Below are 16286 nucleotides of genomic sequence, written 5' to 3'. Positions count from 1 at the left end.
TTTTATCCTCCTGGAGTTGCTGAATGGTTTGCTAACCCTTTAACTCGTTGAGCCATTGGGGGAACTTCTGTTGGATCTATATGTAAATCAATCATGGTCGGAGCTTGTTTGTTACCTAAACGTTGCCAATTGATATTCATGAGTTCATCGACAGTCTTAATTTGAATGCCTTCTATGCCCATGGCTTCCGCCATTTTTGCGTAATTGATCTTAGGTAAGGTAAAGCCTATTTGTTCAGCGCCGCCGAGCTTTTGACCGTGCTTAACCATACCTAGCGCGCCGTCATTAAATACCACATAGATAACTGGTAGTTGGTGTTGCAATGCTACGGTAATTTCTTGGCCTGCCATTAAGTAGCTGCCATCCCCCGTTATGCAAACACTAGGTTTGCAACTGCCGATACAATTACCGACCGCAGCGCCAATTGCCCAACCCATAGAGCCAAAACCCATGGCGATATGATAATGTCCGAGTGAATTACTGGTGTGATGATAATGGGTAAACCAAGCCCAAACATTACCGGCATCGAAATGCAGTCGATACTCGGCTGGAATTTGTTTGGAAAACTCGGCAACCACTCGCTGAGGTTTCAAAGGCAGCTTGTCTGAGTAACAGCTTTTGGGCGAATTTAACTGCACTTGCGCACCACAAATGGCTTTTTGCTCTAAAAAGTGTTGTTTTGAGTTTAGAGGCGCTCCCCACGTTTTGCCCCATTTTACCCCTTGTTTTATATTGCTGTTAAGTTGTATGAAAATAGCCCGTAAATCACCACAAACGTGATGCTTGGCCATTGGGGTTCGCGAAAAGTGCTCATGAGTTTCGTCAATATGAACTAACTTTTCACTTAATAGCGCTTCATTCCAGCCATTGGTGCCAAGTTCCGACATTTGCGTGCCAATAGCAATAATGGTGTCAACAGATTCGTCAAGCAGGGCACTCTCTGCACTTTCGTGGCCAGCAAAACCAAAAACACCGTAGTATTGTGGATGAAAGCAGTCAATCCAACGCTTTGCCGACGGCCCCGTTGTGATGACGGCATTGGTTAATTCGGCAAACTCTACAATGGCATCTATCGCCTTACCGCAATCTCGACCGAGAAATAAGGTGATACGTTTGGAACTACTGAGAATATTGACCAGCTGAGCAATTGCATTGTCATCAACAAGTTTGGCTTCGTTGACCAAATGATTTGGATTTAAGGTGGGGAGCTTGTCAGCTTTTTCTCGTAAAATGTCAGCTGGAATACTGATATGAGATGGGCCAGACGGTATTCTGTAGGCGGCCATTATTGCCGCGACGAGTTTAGTGTTGATTTGCTCGCCGTGGGAAATTAGCGTGTTATAGCCGGTGCAGTAGCGAAAAATACCGACAGTATCAATGGCAGTACAGGACGATTCTTGTAAGGCATTTTTACCGAATTTAGGCAAAGGAGTTTGGGCTGTGATAACTAACATTGGAATGTTATCGGCATAGGCTGATGCTATTCCTGTTAGTAAATTTGTGCTACCTGGGCCGGTTGTGGCACAACAGACACCAAGTTTTCCGGTTTCTCTGGCGTAGCCTTCCGCCATGAATGCAGCGCCTGTTTCATGTCTTGCGACAATTATTTTTGGTCCGCCATTTGGTTGATTGCGTGCGATAGCATTATAAAGTGGTTCAATAGCGCCACCAGGAACACCAAAAATATAATCTACTTTAAGTAACTTTAAGTACGCTATGATCAGGTCAGCATTGTCCCATGAGGTGGTGCTTTGGGGGCCGGTAGGTTGATCGTTTTTAAGTGGTAATGACTGAGTCATAATTTCCTCTCTTTTTGCTAAGTTGGATAAAACCAACGGGAGCTAAAGTTTAGGAATAAAGTCAGTCAGATAGTATGATTTAAATTAACTCTTTGAGTTGTACTGCCTTTTGGTTTGTGGTCGTGCACTCTTCAATAGGCAGTGGTTTTCCTAAGTGGTAACCTTGTGCATAGGTTACGCCTATTTTTTCTAAAATAATCAGGGTTTCTTCGTCTTCAACAAATTCCGCAACCGTTTTTTTACCTAGTGCAGAAGCCACTTCATAGATCGCCTTTACCAAGGCAAGGTCGACGGTATTTGATGCTAAGTCGACGACAAAAGAACCATCAATTTTTACCGATTGTGCTGGAATTTGTTTTAAATAATCAAAGGTGCTAAAACCAGTGCCGAAGTCATCAATAGAGAACTCACAACCTAACTCGCCAATGCGCGAGATAATTTTTTTAGTTTCACCAATATTGCTCAAACTTGCACTTTCCGTTAACTCGAAAATTATACGTTCTGCGGCGACGTTGTTGCTTATTAGTGCTTCTTGAATGATAGGAACTAGCTTCTCATCACCAAACCCTTGTGCAGATAGGTTAATAGCAATTTTATGTAGCTCGGGGTGCTTAGCTAAATATTTAATCGCTTTGGCAATAACTTGTCGATCCAATAACTTCATATCTCCTTCGCGCTCTAAGGCCGGAATGAATTCCCCCGGTGGCACGATCTTGCCATCGAGCTCGAGTCTCACTAACGCTTCGTAATAAGAAATCTCACGTGTGGAAATTTCAACAACTGGCTGAAAATATAGAACTAAATTATCGTCTGCAACGGCTTGGTGTAATTTTCGCACCCACTCCAAACTGACTTGCAGTTCTTTACTGTGGATATCGTCTTGATCGTAGATATGTGCCATATTACGACCCTGTTTCTTCGCGGCGTAAAGTGCAATGTCCGCTTGTTTCATATACTCTTCAGAGTTTTCTTCGATACCATTTATTTCAGAGATACCAATAGAGCAGTTAACTTTGAAGGTTTCACCATCTATTTTGCAGGGATACTCGTCGAGTAATTTACAAATGCCATCGGCAAGCTTTAACGCCACACTCTGATTAGTATTCGGCAAAATAAGGGCAAATTCATCACCGCCAATACGAGCAAAAAAATCGGATTTTCGTAATCGATTAACAATTAATGTTGAGATATTTCTTAAAACACTATCGCCATGATGATGACCGGCCGTATCGTTAATCACTTTAAAGTGATCTAAATCCAAATAAAGTAAAGCATGAGGACCGCTGCCTCTCTTAGCTGTGGCGGAATATTGGCTTAATTCAATTTCAAAATAATGGCGATTATATAAACCCGTTAGACCATCATGCATTGCCAAATATTCTAAATCTCGTTGTGCTTTCTTACGCGAGGTTATGTCATCTATGGTGCCGGAAATACTGTAGCTTTTATTATCATTACAAAGGGTTAGTTCTAGGCGAGCTTCTACCCAGAGATCGATATCAATTTTATTTTTCAACTTAAATTCAAAGTGTAGAGAGTTTACTTGCCCGGTCAAAATGGGTTGCAATTGCTCTTTAGTATTTAAATTTGAAAACTCTGGCGGCACAATAAAATCAAGTAAAGCCATTTGAATGGAGTTACTAATTTTAAAGCCCGTTAATTTTTCCCAAGCCTTATTGAGGAAGGTGATTTTTCCTGAGGTATCAAGTTCAATAACAACACTGCCTAATTGATCTAATAATAATTGGTGGGCATCGTGTATTTGTTTATATTCAGATTGACTTTGTTGAAGTGATTCAACTTTATTGGCAAATTGCTCGTTGCTGATCATAAAATCTTCGCGACGTGTTGCAGATTCACAAACTCTTCTTAATTGCTCCGCTCTAAATGGCTTAGTTACAAAGTCAGCGGCACCGTTTAGCATCAACTCTTCTGCTAACTCCATGGTATGGTTTGCGGTCATAATAACGACCGATTGAGCAGGTTTTTCTTGCATTATTTGCTCTAGCACTTGGTTACCAGATACGCCAGGTAACATGACATCTAATAACACTAAGGCATAATCATTTTGACGCCATAAATTCAAGCCAGATTCGCCGTCAGGCGCGCTATCAATAGTGAAACGACTCGATAAAATTCTTTCAACTAAATGTCGGGTATCAGCGTTGTCTTCGATAACCAAAATAGAGGTTTTTGTCATATCCTCTAACGGTATGAGCTGATTCTCATTAACTATGTCTAGCAGTTTATCGTGCTCTTGATAAGGCACGAGCTTATTGATACCAAACTCTCTTGCGGTGGTACTTGCTATATGCTCGCACCAGGTATTTGCGACAATAACAAATGGTGTTTCTGCAGAGCATTTGAGTACTCCTGAGCGGATCATTCTCGCCAGACGCCAACCATCGAAATTGTCTAAGTGAATGTTGCTGATAACAAAGTCTATTGCTTCATGCTTTAATATTTTGATTGCATCTTTAATTTTTGAGGCAACAATAATCTTGTAAGACGTACTGTTAGTTAGCAGCTGATTCAAAACATTCAATTGCTCTAAATCAGTATTTAACAATAAAAGTTGCTTCGGTTTAACAGGAAACACCATAGAGCCTCATCCATGAATGACGTTGATAGGAAAGAACATTGAAATAACTATATACCATTATAGCATGTAATAATGCTAGTAAATGTCACTGATTGTAATCAAGTTTTTAGTGATTAGTGAATATTTACCTTATATCAATAGTTCACATAAATTCTAATAGGTTGCAGCAATGAAAGAGATTGAGTAAGACGTTAAGTTTACTATGAATAGTAAACATTTAGAAATAAATTGACCTTAACTCATGTTAACTAACGTGATTTTCAGCCAATCTATCGAGCTGGCATATTCAAACGTTATTTTTTTGCGTAGTGTTGAATATAATCAACAATGAAACAGGAAGTTCTATGGATAAATTCTTTAAAGCTATTGCCGCAACCCTGTGCAGTATTTCATTTTTGGCATCAGCCACTGAAATTACGTTATCTGCGTCGAATGATTTTTTGCTAAAGGGAGATTATTTTTCTAGTAATCAAGCAAGCAACTATTCGGTATTGATGTTGCACCAATGCAATTACAATCGCAGTATGTATGCTGATATTGGTCAGCAACTATCTCAACGTGGCATTAATGCACTAAGCCTCGATTTTAGAGGCTTTGGCGACAGTGTTAGTGAAGAATTTAATATTGATAACATTCAGCAACTCCCTCAACCTGAAAGGCGAAAAGCGTGGCGAGCTATGGCTAAATATTGGCCTGATGACGTATTGTTAGCCTATAAATTTCTGCAAAGTAAACTGGTAGACTCTGGAAAAATAGCGGTGATTGGGGCAAGTTGTGGCGGCTCGCAAGCAATAACATTGGCTGAAAGTCAGCCCATTGCGGCACTAGGTTTTTTTTCTTCCGCTCAACGAGAGGAAAATATTGCTAAGTATGCGCAATCTCTTGCTGAAACGCCGACACTAATTATTGTCGCAGAGCAAGATGTGAGAACATTTGTTAGTGGTAACAAGCTATTTGAAAAGGCGCAACATCAGCAAAGTAAATTAATCGCTTACAAAGGTGACGAACACGGTTACCCATTACTGGATAAAGACCCGCACTTAGCAGAAACCATAGTTAATTGGCTTGAAAAGCAGCTGAAAAAATAGACGGTTTAAATATTGAAAATCTAAGCTAGAGCAATTCGGCTAGCTTAGGTTTTCCACGCTAGCAATTTTAAAGTTATTTCTTTATCGAAATTGCTTAGGCCGATGAACTTAATCGCTAGATTAATTGCAGCGATTAAGTTTTTTCCAACGATTATCCATAATAACCTATCGCTAGTGATAAATTGATAAACCTAACTCTTCAGCAAGGTTTGAGACTAAGTTAGTACCAACGACTGAGTTGCCGAATTTATTGAGAGGTGGACTCCAGGTACAAATAACACCGTAATTCGGTACGATGGCGACAACACCTCCGCCAACGCCACTTTTCGCTGGTAAGCCAACAGAAAAAGCAAATTCACCTGATTGGTCATACATACCGCTTGTTGACAATATCGCATTAACTCGGTGAGCATCTCTTGCTGAACAGATCACTTTATTGGTTTTAGGATCGACACCCTTGTTGGCTAAAAATAATAGACTGTTTGCCAATTGTTCGCAGCTCATAGCTACTGAGCATTGGGTAAAATAATGACTCAATACATCCGGTATGTCGGCTTCGATATTGCCGAAACTTTTCATTAAGTAGGCTAATGCTGCGTTTCTATTTCCGTGTGATAATTCTGATTGGTATACGTGACGGTCGATGTATACACTTTCATCACCGGCAAGCGAGCGCATAAAACTTAAAAACGCCAATTTGCTTGCTGAAAAATGGCTGGTGAGCACGTCTGAAACTAACAGCGCGCCGGCATTTATTACCGGGTTTCTAGGAATTCCTTGCTCCCATTCCAGTTGAATAATTGAATTGAATGCTTGCCCTGATGGCTCCATATTGACTCGTTGCCACAAGTCGTCACCGAGCCGATTCATTGCCATGACTAAGCCAAATACTTTCGAAATGCTTTGAATAGAAAACGCTTCGCTGTCATCGCCGGCGCCAACGACATTGCCATCTATTGTTGCAACACTAATTCCTACTTTTGTCGGAGAGATTTCCGCCAGAGCAGGAATATAATCCGCAACTTGACCTTGAGAAAATTCATTTCGTTGTGTGTCTACTAAGCTTTGTAATTTAGCTTGTAAGTTAGCTATGTTTTTAATCATATAGTGAGCTTATAAATGATGTTAATTGGTAAACAAAAAAGGCATTAAGTGGCGTTTATTATGCATAATTAACTTTACTTGCATAGCCTAGCCATTCTTTTCGACAAAATAGCCATGTTACTTATTGTTGGATTATTCGATATATATTTTCATAGTTTTGGCGACTATTTAATTTACTTACATATAGCCACTGATAGATATTGATAGGTTTTAATTTTTAGCCATTGATTTTTATTATTTACCAGTAAACTGTAATTACTTGATATTTAACACTATGGCTGTCAAAGGATTTTACAAACCAATATCGACTTTTATGCAGAACCCACTTATGTTGTTGAAATTAGGGTTAAAAATTTAATTGGTATGATTGTTGTAGGTTGAGAGAAAGTGAATGAATTGACACTTATCTGTCAACGCTTGGTAATAAGCAATTAAAGGAAACAATCAATGAAAGTAAAATTTTTGAAAGCTACGTTTGCAAGCTTAATAATATTGCTAACTAGTACGTTAAGCGGTGTTGCAAACGCCGGGGTGATTTTATCTATTGATTCAGTTATTGAGAACTCAATGGGTGAAAATAACTGTTGTAATGACTTTTTGGTAGATATGTTGAATCAGCAAGGGCTTAGCAGCAATTATGTTAGCGGCGTAACAGATTTTGCGACATTTACCTCATCAGGTGTAACTCATAGCGCTAGCGATGCTACAAGTTGGTTGAGTGCCCAAAGTGTACTTTCTGGTTATTTAATTTTTGATTTAGGGGCGGAATACTCTATTAACAACTTTGTTATGTGGAATGGTGCTGGCGGTATCAATGCAAGTGTTAATGGTTTTAGTTTAACAACGTCATTGGTTAGTGACTTTAGTGTTTCAACAGCAGTAGGCAGCTTTAACGGCCAACAAGATAACTACGATGCGACTGTTTATGGCATGACCAACTCATTTGCTCGATATGTTAGGTTAGATATTGAAAGCACTTTTGGAAATAGTTGCTGTACTGCGATTGGTGAAATAGCTTTTGATGTTGGTGCTAGAGTTAACTCAGTACCAGAGCCGTCTACGTTGGTTATTTTTGCACTAAGTATTCTTGGGCTAGCGTCACGTCGTTTTAAGAAATAATCTTAATCTAAGTTTTTCTTTCAAATCTTATAAAACATCGGTTGTCATGATCGGTGTTTTTTTATCTGTAATTTTCCTTAATAAAATTTTATTAAATTTAATATTTTAAGTAACCTATAAATTTTGTATGTTTTTGTCTTTATTGCAAAGCCTAGCTATATCTTAGTCTGAACAATAGCTTCGTTTTTAGTGCTTTAATATGGCATTTTAAGCTCTCTGTTTAACCAAAAAGAAGCTGTTGGCCAGCGTTGCTCTAAGGCATATAAATGAGCCCTGTTTTGTAGATAAAGTTGGTATCGGTGTTTGACCTGTTGAGAGAAGGTGTTTTGCTCTTTAGCTTGGAATTTTTTAAAAACGGATACAACTTTATTCGCTGCATCAATGCCATCGCTTAAGCCTTTGTAAATGCCTTGTGCAACAATAGGATCATAGCTGGATGCGGCATCGCCTATGGCGACCCAGTCTGCTCCTTCAATGCGGGTTAATAAGCCAGAATAAATTGGCCAAACATGATATTGATGGTTTTGCATGGTTAAACTGCGCAGGGTAGGGCCAATGAAGTTGGTTGCTCGCAATGCGCGGTTAAAACCCTGATAATTATTCTCTCGTAGCGCCGACAGATTTCCTTTTTCAGTTACCATCATACTAACGATACGATTATCGGGTAATAGCGCGTTGTACCACCAGCCATTTTCTGTTGCTTCTAAAAGTACTTGCTTTGAAATATGTCCATCGACCAAGGTGGAAAATCGTACTGCGGCATAGAGTTGATCTTCTACTTTTTTTTCAACACCAATAGATTTGGCAAAATGGGCCGAAGACCCGGTTGCATCGATGACAAAACGGGCTTCTACCGAGTGCTCTGATTTATCTATGGTACTCATTAAGCTTAGAGAATAGCCATTCTCATGTTGAATTTTTCTAGCATCGATAAAGCGTAATGAAGGTGGTATTTCAGCGCCTTTGCTAATGGCTTTATCGGCCAGCATTTGGTCGAACTTCTTTCGGTTTAGCCGCCAAGCTGCACCTAATGGATTGACAATGAAATCGTTATAGCCAACATCATCTTTTCCCCATACTGATGCAAAGCCAGGACAACGAGCATGGTTGTCGCCATGAAAGGCTTTAGTTAAGGCAAGTTTTTCTAGCAAAAATAGAGTCTCGGGTGGACAACTTTCGCCAATGCGTTCGTGTTCGGCTGACTTGCTTTCAACTACTAACACCGTTAGTTTCATTTGCTGAAGAATGGAGATGGCTGCTGCTAAGCCAGCAGGACCACCTCCAAGTATGACAACATCGTAGCTTGTTTTTAAACTCAAGAGGTTAAAATTTCGTTGTTCGTTCGGGAGGGTTAGCATTGAACGGCCACTCAGGAACAGGATCTGTTGCAACACCTGGTTTGGTTAACTGACTTTGTACTTCTAAATAAAGCTCAGGTGAAAAAACCTTGTCATCGAGTTCAATATTGGTGCCTTGAATTATAATTCCTATTTTATCCCATTCTTGCACTGAGTCTAATGGGTCTTGGAAAGTTGCTGCAGACGCGGGGTTGTTTGCATAGGTTCCCGGACCACGAATTGACCATTTTTGTTTTGGCAAGACATTGTTAATGACTTCTTCAGCCACGTAGACCGCATCGGGTCGCTGAGATGGCCAAGACCAATACAAGGTGGATACTGCGCCATTACTTTTGTTTACGCCGTCGGTATTAATCGCGGTTGCGTGAATGGAGCAAGAGTTGTAATCCGTTTGCCAAGGAGTGGCCATAAATTTAGAAATATCACCAGGTTGCAAGCCATCGGTCATTTTGTGTAATGGGATCCAACCCATTTGTAAAAAAGGTATATCCTCGCCGTCTGTTTTGTCTTTCTTCGGTGGTTTTTCCGCCTTTGAATAGTCTAATGGTTGTTGTTTGATGCGAAATGGACCTGAGCCAGATGTTTGCCAATCTTGCATATAAATGTCTTTGTCGAAGATGGTATAGCTAACCTCGATGCCTGGAACATAGCGTCCACCAAGGCAGTTTGACATTGATGCCATATCGATAAATTCGCCAGCACCTAAAGGTGAGTCACTACTTTTTTGAAACTTATTTTCACTCCATTGTTCAAGTAAAAAATACTGTGTTTTGGTTACTGTTAAAAAGGAGGTTCCGGCTGCGCCTAACGATAGCGGCATAAGAGGTGCGCCAATGTTGGTTTCGTCTTTATTGGGGTTACGCAAAAAGTTCAATGCAGCCATAATCGTCTTATTTGGATCATCGTCAGGAGATATTGAATCTACGGCTGTATGGGCTTTTAATGCCATTTCAGGTAAGTTGGCGGTCCAACGTTGCAGCGTACAGGCGATAAATACCGGCTTAATATCACGAGTAAAATCAGGCAGGTATTTTTCGTTGTACTCGCCCGTCTTTTTATCTTTAGGCTTTTTGAACAATTTTGGCTGTAAATCGAGATCGCGTACAAACATGTCGTACACATCGTCCCATACCGATACTACGTTGCGGATTTGAGGTGCATAGGAAGGATCTCCACAAACAACCCATGCGCCGAATGCTTCTTGGCTCGGACCTTGGTCAAACTCTAAAGTCACTGAAACTGGGCCATCTGCCGCAGAGTCGAACCAACTGACATTGTTCAAATCTCCTGTCATTTGAACCGGAACTCCATATTCATCATACTGACCGACAGCATTACCTGAGCTCGATAGTACTAGCAAGCGGCCTTTATTGTCCGTTAGAATTTCACCTAAAGTGTCGAGTGGGCCATTGGGTTCGAATAGTCTATCGTTAGAATCCGCAGGGAAACGTGTTGGGTAATTTGGTAACTCCTTGATACCACAATCTTTACTTAAATATGAAGGTGTCGTTGAGCTGTCAAACTTAGCGGAGTTGTGGCCTTGCGGCGTTGCACTAATTGCCCGTGGTCCAGGGTCTATCATCAGCCTATTTAACCGGTAGGAGGACTCAATATCGCCATGTACTTCTGGGTTACGCACTTGGGGGACTTGTCCTTTTGCATAAGCTTCAATGCCTTTATTATTGACAACGTTGTAGGCAGCGGCCTTCTTGTTGGCAAGGTGGGTGGTCCAAATCATGTTTGTTACGGTTCGGCCATCGGGCAGCTTAGTCCCTAAAACGACTTCAATTCCGCCACCATTGGGGTAGGTATCTTTCTGTTTTACGTCATAAGCATAAATACGAAAGCGAGCGGCTTGTTTTTTCAAATTTCCGTCTTTATCACGAAGATCTTTACTGGAAATTGTTTTACTTTCCGTGCCTTTTTTAATCGGAAGCCCGCCGGTAACATCGGTATCTTTTTGTGGTAAGCCAGCACTTGTTTCTGGTGCGATTATGTAGTCGTCACTGGTGCCAAACCGAGCGAAATTGACCGTCGGATGCACTCTGAATATTGTTTTATTTTTCATGATATTCCTTATCACTCGTTAGAGAAGACACGCTCAACTGAATTTGGGAGTAACCTTGTGCTGCCAACAATTGCGCAATGAACCGCCGACACTAGACATTACTACAAAGAAATCTTCGGGATTTTCTCCGCTGAATAATGCCTCAAGTGTCCCCCTTAAATCAGTAAAGTTTTTGAGCAAAATTGCTTCGATTTGTTTTTGCTGTTTGGTGTAATCCGACGCTTTATCGGCCTTGAACGTTTTCGGGAGCTTTAAGTTTTTTACTTCATTAAACTTTTCAAAATGATCTTTGTCCGGTTCAGTATCGTCTGCTGTATTTTGGTAAACTGGCGGAATTGTTTCATCCTTTTTAGAAACGCCTTCGCCTTGATCAGTAATTAAATTAATTAATAACTCTACTTGATTAAAGCCATCGGCTCCTGAGTTAGTAATCGTCATATTTGGCATATTTCGATAGAGTGCACTGAAAAAGTCGACTTGTTTAACGCCACCTCGAATGTCGGCTTTGTGTCGCTCAGCGCCGAAACGAAGAGCTTCATAAAATGCTCCAATGCTGCCGTATTCTTCAACATTGCTGCGAAGCTCAATACTTTTCTGCGTTTCATAAATAGGGATTTCTATTAGACACATAGCATTTATATGCTCTTTATCTAATGGACCTATCTCAGCGGTGTAGGGTAGGTAAGGTTTAACCGCTTCAGGAGGATCTAAGGTAAAATCAAGGTACGGGATTTTGGTTCCCACATATTGTGGCGCAGCCAGTGTCGGTGATAAACCGTAGGCATTAGCTATGTTTGCGGCAGATTGCAAATGAAGCATCTCCTGATTAAGTACGGTACGCATTAATTGGTAAGATTTTTCGGACTTGTCTTGTATGGAGTACATGGCGGACATGTAAAAAGGAATTGTCCAGAACTCTAAATTTACTGCGGCTTGTAAATGATCGCGAAAATGATCGAACTTCCATTCGTGTTGGCTTAATTTCATAAATATTCTTCCATGTCAATTTATTCAACTCGCACTAATCATAGGTCACACTTTTTGATTGGGCAAACTTGTTAATGAACTTAGCAGCGAGAGTTAAAGTAAGCATGGGCTAATCGTATTGCAGCCATTAAAATAAGTGCTTAGGCTCGGTCAGACTAATCAGTGTTGTGTGAATTAGTGACATAGAAAAGGCACAAATCAACTCGTATCGTCATGATCTATAGTGCTTATTTCAGGCCTGCTCTGTCTATATTTTGATTGTAAATTCCGTACGACAAGGCTTTGTGTTTTTCGTCAATATTTGATGAAAAGTTGGTGAGCCTATATATGACAGGCGCTATTTGAAGCAAAGATATTTGATGCTAACTGCTAACACTAAGCATTAGATCAAATGCATTCGAAGTAATGATTTCAGTGGCTTATTGATATTATTTCTAATAAAGAGAAATGTCGGATACTTAATATTATTGTTGATGTACCAACATATGATGAGCAGTATATTTTGAAATATAAACTTAGTACGGCTGGTTGAATAAACTTATTTTTAAGCTTTCGTGAGTTAAACAGCCGTACTTATTGGTGTGTTTTATGATTTTTCATCTTAATTATTTACTACCTTTGCTGTCGTAAGTCTCTAGTATTCATAGAGTAGTCTTTTTGTTCAACATCCCATTGGCTGATATCTAGGTGTTTGACATCTCTAATAAAGCTTATCGTTGAGCTGACGGCGTTAAGAAAGTTATGAATCATTGTATTATTCCTTTATAAAAACAATATTTATTAATCTGACAGTTGTGCCGTGCTTTCTACTTTCATATCAGACATTATTTGTCTAATAAATGCTAAGTTGTTTTCAGTAGTGGCATTATTATCAATTGCAACAGCTGTGCTAAAGTCACTTAGCGCGCCATCAAAATCAGCATTTTTGTAGCGGGAAACACCCCGATTACTATAATTTAACGATTTAAGGTAAAGTGCCTTTTTAGTGTTTAAAGCTAGCTCGTCAATACTGTTAATCGCTTGAGTACAAGCTGACTCAGACGCTTGGCTATTATTCGACTGTAAATAAGCAACACATAAGCCCATTTTCTTATCGTAAGAATTGTTGGCTTTAGCGCGAGCAGTTAATTTTTTTAAACCTGACTCAACATCACCTTTCACAATATCGTTACTGGCGACAGCGTCTTTTACTATCGCTACTTGAAAAACCGGCTTGCCAGCAAATGCCGATATTGAACTAGTCGCTATTAGGGTTGAAAGTAATAGCTTTTTTAATATAATTTTACTCATTTTGTTACTCCAGTTAGTTGTGTACCACGTCGATACACAACTAATATAGAAATATAAAGTAAGGTAAACAAACGATTAAAATGCACTTGTTGAGTGAATAAATTTCACCTGTATCTTTGGCTCGTTGTGGTCATTAACAGGCAAATGTTTGTTTTACCCAATCAGCAAATAACAGCAACTCTGCTTTGTTTTCAATATTGTCATGCTGAATTAAGTAATACCTATCCTTGGTAATAAGCTCTTGGTCAAATAGCTTAACGAGTGATTCTTCACTAAACCAGGCTTTACTCATAGGCAAAGGCACAAGAGCGATGCCCATACCTTGTTGTGCAGCCCTTGCCACACCAAACATACTGTCAAATTGTATAATTTGTTTAGGGTCGAAATCGTTTATGTTGAGGTTGTCGGCCCATTGATGCCAAGACCATGGCCTTGAACTATGCAGAATAAGCGGGGTATTTTTCAAAGCAGTGAAACCGGTATTTTTTAGTTTTTTATAAAGTTTTTTATTACAAGCTGGTGCGTAGCGTATCGGAAATAAGTCGTGAACAATTTTTGCATTAGGCTTGCCATTGGCGAGTACGATTGATAAGTCGGCAGTTTGTGAAGACTCACTACCAGCTTTTACCGTTTCTAATTGTAAGTTGATATCGGGATTTTTTTCAGACCAAGTACTCAACCTTGGAATGAATAATTCGCTGGCGAAAAACTCCGGTAAACTTATCACAAGAGTTTGATTTTGTTGCTTGTTAGTAAACTCGGTGATCGTTGCTTCTAGATCGTGAATGATGGGTTGTATCGATTGATAAAATTGCTTACCGGCACTGGTAAGTTCTATTGAGCGAGTGCCTCTTTTGAATAGTGTAATTGCCAGCTGGGCTTCCAATTGTTTTATCTGGTGACTGATGGCTGAGGGTGTTAAAAACAATTGGTTTGCGGCATGTTTAAAGCTTAAGCATTTTGCGGCAACGCAAAAAGAGCGTAAGCCGCGAATAGGTGTTTGAATAGGCATGTGTTTTTAATAAGTAATGACGACGGTTACTAAATTGCAATAGCTACGCCAAAAAATTAAGTGGTTGATTATGTTGGTTTTAATATTAATGCATAAATGATGAGAATGATTGCCTTGCACTGATTTAGTGATACTGCACTAAAATGATATTGGCAAGAAACTGGAGCAAGAAAAAAGGACATCAATAGATGTCCTGAAATGAAACAAATTAACAATATGTAATGTTTTAAAGAATCGGGGGAGATTCAAAAACAAGATAATCTTAAGCGCTACAACCATCGACAACAAACGATATAAATTCACCCTATAGGTGAGTTTTTCTCACTCGTTAGTGCGGAATAAAGATTTTTAGTGACGTTTCAATTTTAACCTCGACAAATAATGTGAGATTACGGGTTATTATTGATAAATATTTAGCAAATACTGTTAAAATATTTGGGGTTAAAGCTCTTTTAATTAAGTTGCCATCGTCTAGCTTACTGAAGATATGCAAAAAAGCCTTAACGTAGATGCCGAGGTTTTGTTATTAGAAGCTATTTATTAGCACCAATGAGTAACAGCTTGGTTTGCCTGCCATTGAGGTACCAAACCCCTGATTGATCAAATATCGCATCTTCCTCTAACATTATTCTGATTTCTTTTTTCCACGGCTCAATATAAACTGCATTGTTCAGTTCAATGGAATATGCGGTATTTAAATGTAGCGGATAATCCCCTGAGCCAGTCACGCCTCCTTGCGAATCCCACATGCCAAGTGTTGTACCTGCAGCATGTCCATGATAACCAAGAGGGTGGCTATAAATAGTTGGTTTTAATCCTTTTGAAATTGCCTCTTTTCGAGAACGTTTCAATACCTCATTACCTGTTAATCCAGCTGAAAACTGTCCTGTAAAAATATCTTGAAGTTTATTACCAGACATTAATGCGTTTTGTAAAAATTTTGGCGCTTGTTTTTCATTTGCTTTTAGCACATAAGCATGTTGTTGAGTGTCGGTATTTAGGCGCAAATAAGTAATGCCAAAATCTACGTGTAACAAGTCACCCGGTAAAATAACCTTTAAATCATTACCATTGGTAAAGCTAGACTCATGATCAAAGGCTACGGAATCGCTACGCTGTATTGACACGCTAGGATGAAACCAAGTTTGCAGTTTTAGCTCACGTACTCTTTCCCTAAACCACCAAACAACGTCATCGGTAGTTGTTTGGTTTGGTGTAATGACTTTACTTGAGAAACCTTCAGCAATTATATTGTGAGCAATTTTAACGATATCTTTATAAACAGTGATTTCTTCTGGAATTCTTTGCTCTAACCAGGCAACGGCTAATGGCTCAGCCGATACAAGTTTCGTTTTAGAGTCATCTGGTAAATGTGCAAGTAGATGTTCTTTATCTGTTGCAACAAGTCCATCGGCATGCGCCCAATGCTTTGATTGGTTGATGCCAATCTTATTCGGTTTATGTTTTTTAATTAAATCGCTAAGTGCTAGCCATTGATTAGGTTGTTTCGATTTATCCCAAGCTTTTTCAAATACATCACCAACCTTATAGGGTGCTATTGCGTAAGCCCCAATGCTTTGATCTTCTTTTCTAGCAAAAACAAGTATGGTGGTTCGGCGGGCCGATATCCAAGTAGCAGGTAAAAGCGTTTTAATAATGGGGTCTTCATTGTATTCTCGGCTAATGGTGATCCACATATCTATATTATGTTCATTCATCAATTGAGGCAGAATTTGGTCAATACGTTTGACTATCATGTTATCAATAAATTTTGCTCTATCGCCCATCGATAATATCGACTTTGATGGTTCAGATGAATTTACCGGCATTGCATAGCTAGTGATAATCAGTAATAAAAC

Annotated in this window: 12 protein-coding genes; 2 read left to right on the top strand and 10 right to left on the bottom strand. The window is 39.6% G+C overall.

The genetic code is table 11. The annotated features are described in order from the left end of the window. Nucleotides 1-2: 2 nt before the first annotated feature. Entirely contained in the window at nucleotides 3-1799 is a 1797-nt protein-coding gene (locus tag AC27JP_RS18870) for a thiamine pyrophosphate-binding protein (RefSeq protein WP_487117478.1), read from the bottom strand. Between the two features lie 79 nt (nucleotides 1800-1878). After that, entirely contained in the window at nucleotides 1879-4401 is a 2523-nt protein-coding gene (locus tag AC27JP_RS18865) for an EAL domain-containing protein (RefSeq protein WP_487117477.1), read from the bottom strand. A 344-nt stretch (nucleotides 4402-4745) separates the two neighbouring features. On the opposite strand from AC27JP_RS18865, the gene AC27JP_RS18860 reads away from it, so the two are divergent. Continuing rightward, a complete protein-coding gene (locus AC27JP_RS18860) occupies nucleotides 4746-5489 on the top strand; it encodes an alpha/beta hydrolase (protein WP_487117476.1) in 744 nt (247 codons plus the stop codon). A gap of 171 nt (nucleotides 5490-5660) precedes the next feature. On the opposite strand, the gene glsB is transcribed toward AC27JP_RS18860, so the two are convergent. Further along, complete coding sequence (glsB, locus tag AC27JP_RS18855) at nucleotides 5661-6593, bottom strand: glutaminase B (protein ID WP_487117475.1); 933 nt, start codon at nucleotides 6591-6593, stop codon at nucleotides 5661-5663. 447 nt (nucleotides 6594-7040) lie between these two features. On the opposite strand from glsB, the gene AC27JP_RS18850 reads away from it, so the two are divergent. Continuing rightward, entirely contained in the window at nucleotides 7041-7712 is a 672-nt protein-coding gene (locus AC27JP_RS18850; protein ID WP_487117474.1) for a discoidin domain-containing protein, read from the top strand. Nucleotides 7713-7906: 194 nt separating this feature from the next. Here AC27JP_RS18850 and AC27JP_RS18845 read toward each other — a convergent pair whose 3' ends face one another. The 7 genes from AC27JP_RS18845 to AC27JP_RS18815 all read right to left on the bottom strand — a co-directional run bounded on the left by AC27JP_RS18845 (nucleotide 7907) and on the right by AC27JP_RS18815 (nucleotide 16256). After that, nucleotides 7907-9031: an NAD(P)/FAD-dependent oxidoreductase gene (locus AC27JP_RS18845; protein WP_487117473.1), complete on the bottom strand. Its 1125-nt coding sequence runs from the start codon at nucleotides 9029-9031 to the stop codon at nucleotides 7907-7909. 4 nt (nucleotides 9032-9035) lie between these two features. Beyond that, nucleotides 9036-11138: a LodA/GoxA family CTQ-dependent oxidase gene (locus tag AC27JP_RS18840; RefSeq protein ID WP_487117472.1), complete on the bottom strand. Its 2103-nt coding sequence runs from the start codon at nucleotides 11136-11138 to the stop codon at nucleotides 9036-9038. Nucleotides 11139-11171: 33 nt separating this feature from the next. Continuing rightward, nucleotides 11172-12125: a ferritin-like domain-containing protein gene (locus AC27JP_RS18835; protein WP_487117471.1), complete on the bottom strand. Its 954-nt coding sequence runs from the start codon at nucleotides 12123-12125 to the stop codon at nucleotides 11172-11174. A gap of 612 nt (nucleotides 12126-12737) precedes the next feature. Next, nucleotides 12738-12875, bottom strand: a complete 138-nt coding sequence (locus AC27JP_RS18830; protein WP_487117470.1) for a hypothetical protein — start codon at nucleotides 12873-12875, stop codon at nucleotides 12738-12740. A gap of 30 nt (nucleotides 12876-12905) precedes the next feature. Continuing rightward, nucleotides 12906-13415 (bottom strand): hypothetical protein, encoded by a 510-nt coding sequence (locus AC27JP_RS18825; RefSeq protein WP_487117469.1) that lies wholly within the window; start codon nucleotides 13413-13415, stop codon nucleotides 12906-12908. 133 nt (nucleotides 13416-13548) lie between these two features. After that, nucleotides 13549-14421: a LysR substrate-binding domain-containing protein gene (locus tag AC27JP_RS18820; protein WP_487117614.1), complete on the bottom strand. Its 873-nt coding sequence runs from the start codon at nucleotides 14419-14421 to the stop codon at nucleotides 13549-13551. Between the two features lie 539 nt (nucleotides 14422-14960). Next, entirely contained in the window at nucleotides 14961-16256 is a 1296-nt protein-coding gene (locus AC27JP_RS18815) for a M24 family metallopeptidase (protein WP_487117613.1), read from the bottom strand. Nucleotides 16257-16286 lie beyond the last annotated feature (30 nt).

The organism is Colwellia sp. SU-HH01172, from assembly GCF_057553355.1.
The sequence above is the reverse complement of the archived record's forward strand: the minus strand, read 5'-3'. Positions and strand labels throughout refer to the sequence as shown.

What these genes read in the sequence shown, in the direction of transcription:
- AC27JP_RS18870 (WP_487117478.1), bottom strand. Translation starts at nt 1,799, where the DNA reads ATGACTCAGTCATTACCACTTAAAAACGATCAACCTACCGGCCCCCAA.
- AC27JP_RS18865 (WP_487117477.1), bottom strand. Translation starts at nt 4,401, where the DNA reads ATGGTGTTTCCTGTTAAACCGAAGCAACTTTTATTGTTAAATACTGAT.
- AC27JP_RS18860 (WP_487117476.1), top strand. Translation starts at nt 4,746, where the DNA reads ATGGATAAATTCTTTAAAGCTATTGCCGCAACCCTGTGCAGTATTTCA.
- glsB (WP_487117475.1), bottom strand. Translation starts at nt 6,593, where the DNA reads ATGATTAAAAACATAGCTAACTTACAAGCTAAATTACAAAGCTTAGTA.
- AC27JP_RS18850 (WP_487117474.1), top strand. Translation starts at nt 7,041, where the DNA reads ATGAAAGTAAAATTTTTGAAAGCTACGTTTGCAAGCTTAATAATATTG.
- AC27JP_RS18840 (WP_487117472.1), bottom strand. Translation starts at nt 11,138, where the DNA reads ATGAAAAATAAAACAATATTCAGAGTGCATCCGACGGTCAATTTCGCT.
- AC27JP_RS18835 (WP_487117471.1), bottom strand. Translation starts at nt 12,125, where the DNA reads ATGAAATTAAGCCAACACGAATGGAAGTTCGATCATTTTCGCGATCAT.
- AC27JP_RS18830 (WP_487117470.1), bottom strand. Translation starts at nt 12,875, where the DNA reads ATGATTCATAACTTTCTTAACGCCGTCAGCTCAACGATAAGCTTTATT.
- AC27JP_RS18825 (WP_487117469.1), bottom strand. Translation starts at nt 13,415, where the DNA reads ATGAGTAAAATTATATTAAAAAAGCTATTACTTTCAACCCTAATAGCG.
- AC27JP_RS18815 (WP_487117613.1), bottom strand. Translation starts at nt 16,256, where the DNA reads ATGCCGGTAAATTCATCTGAACCATCAAAGTCGATATTATCGATGGGC.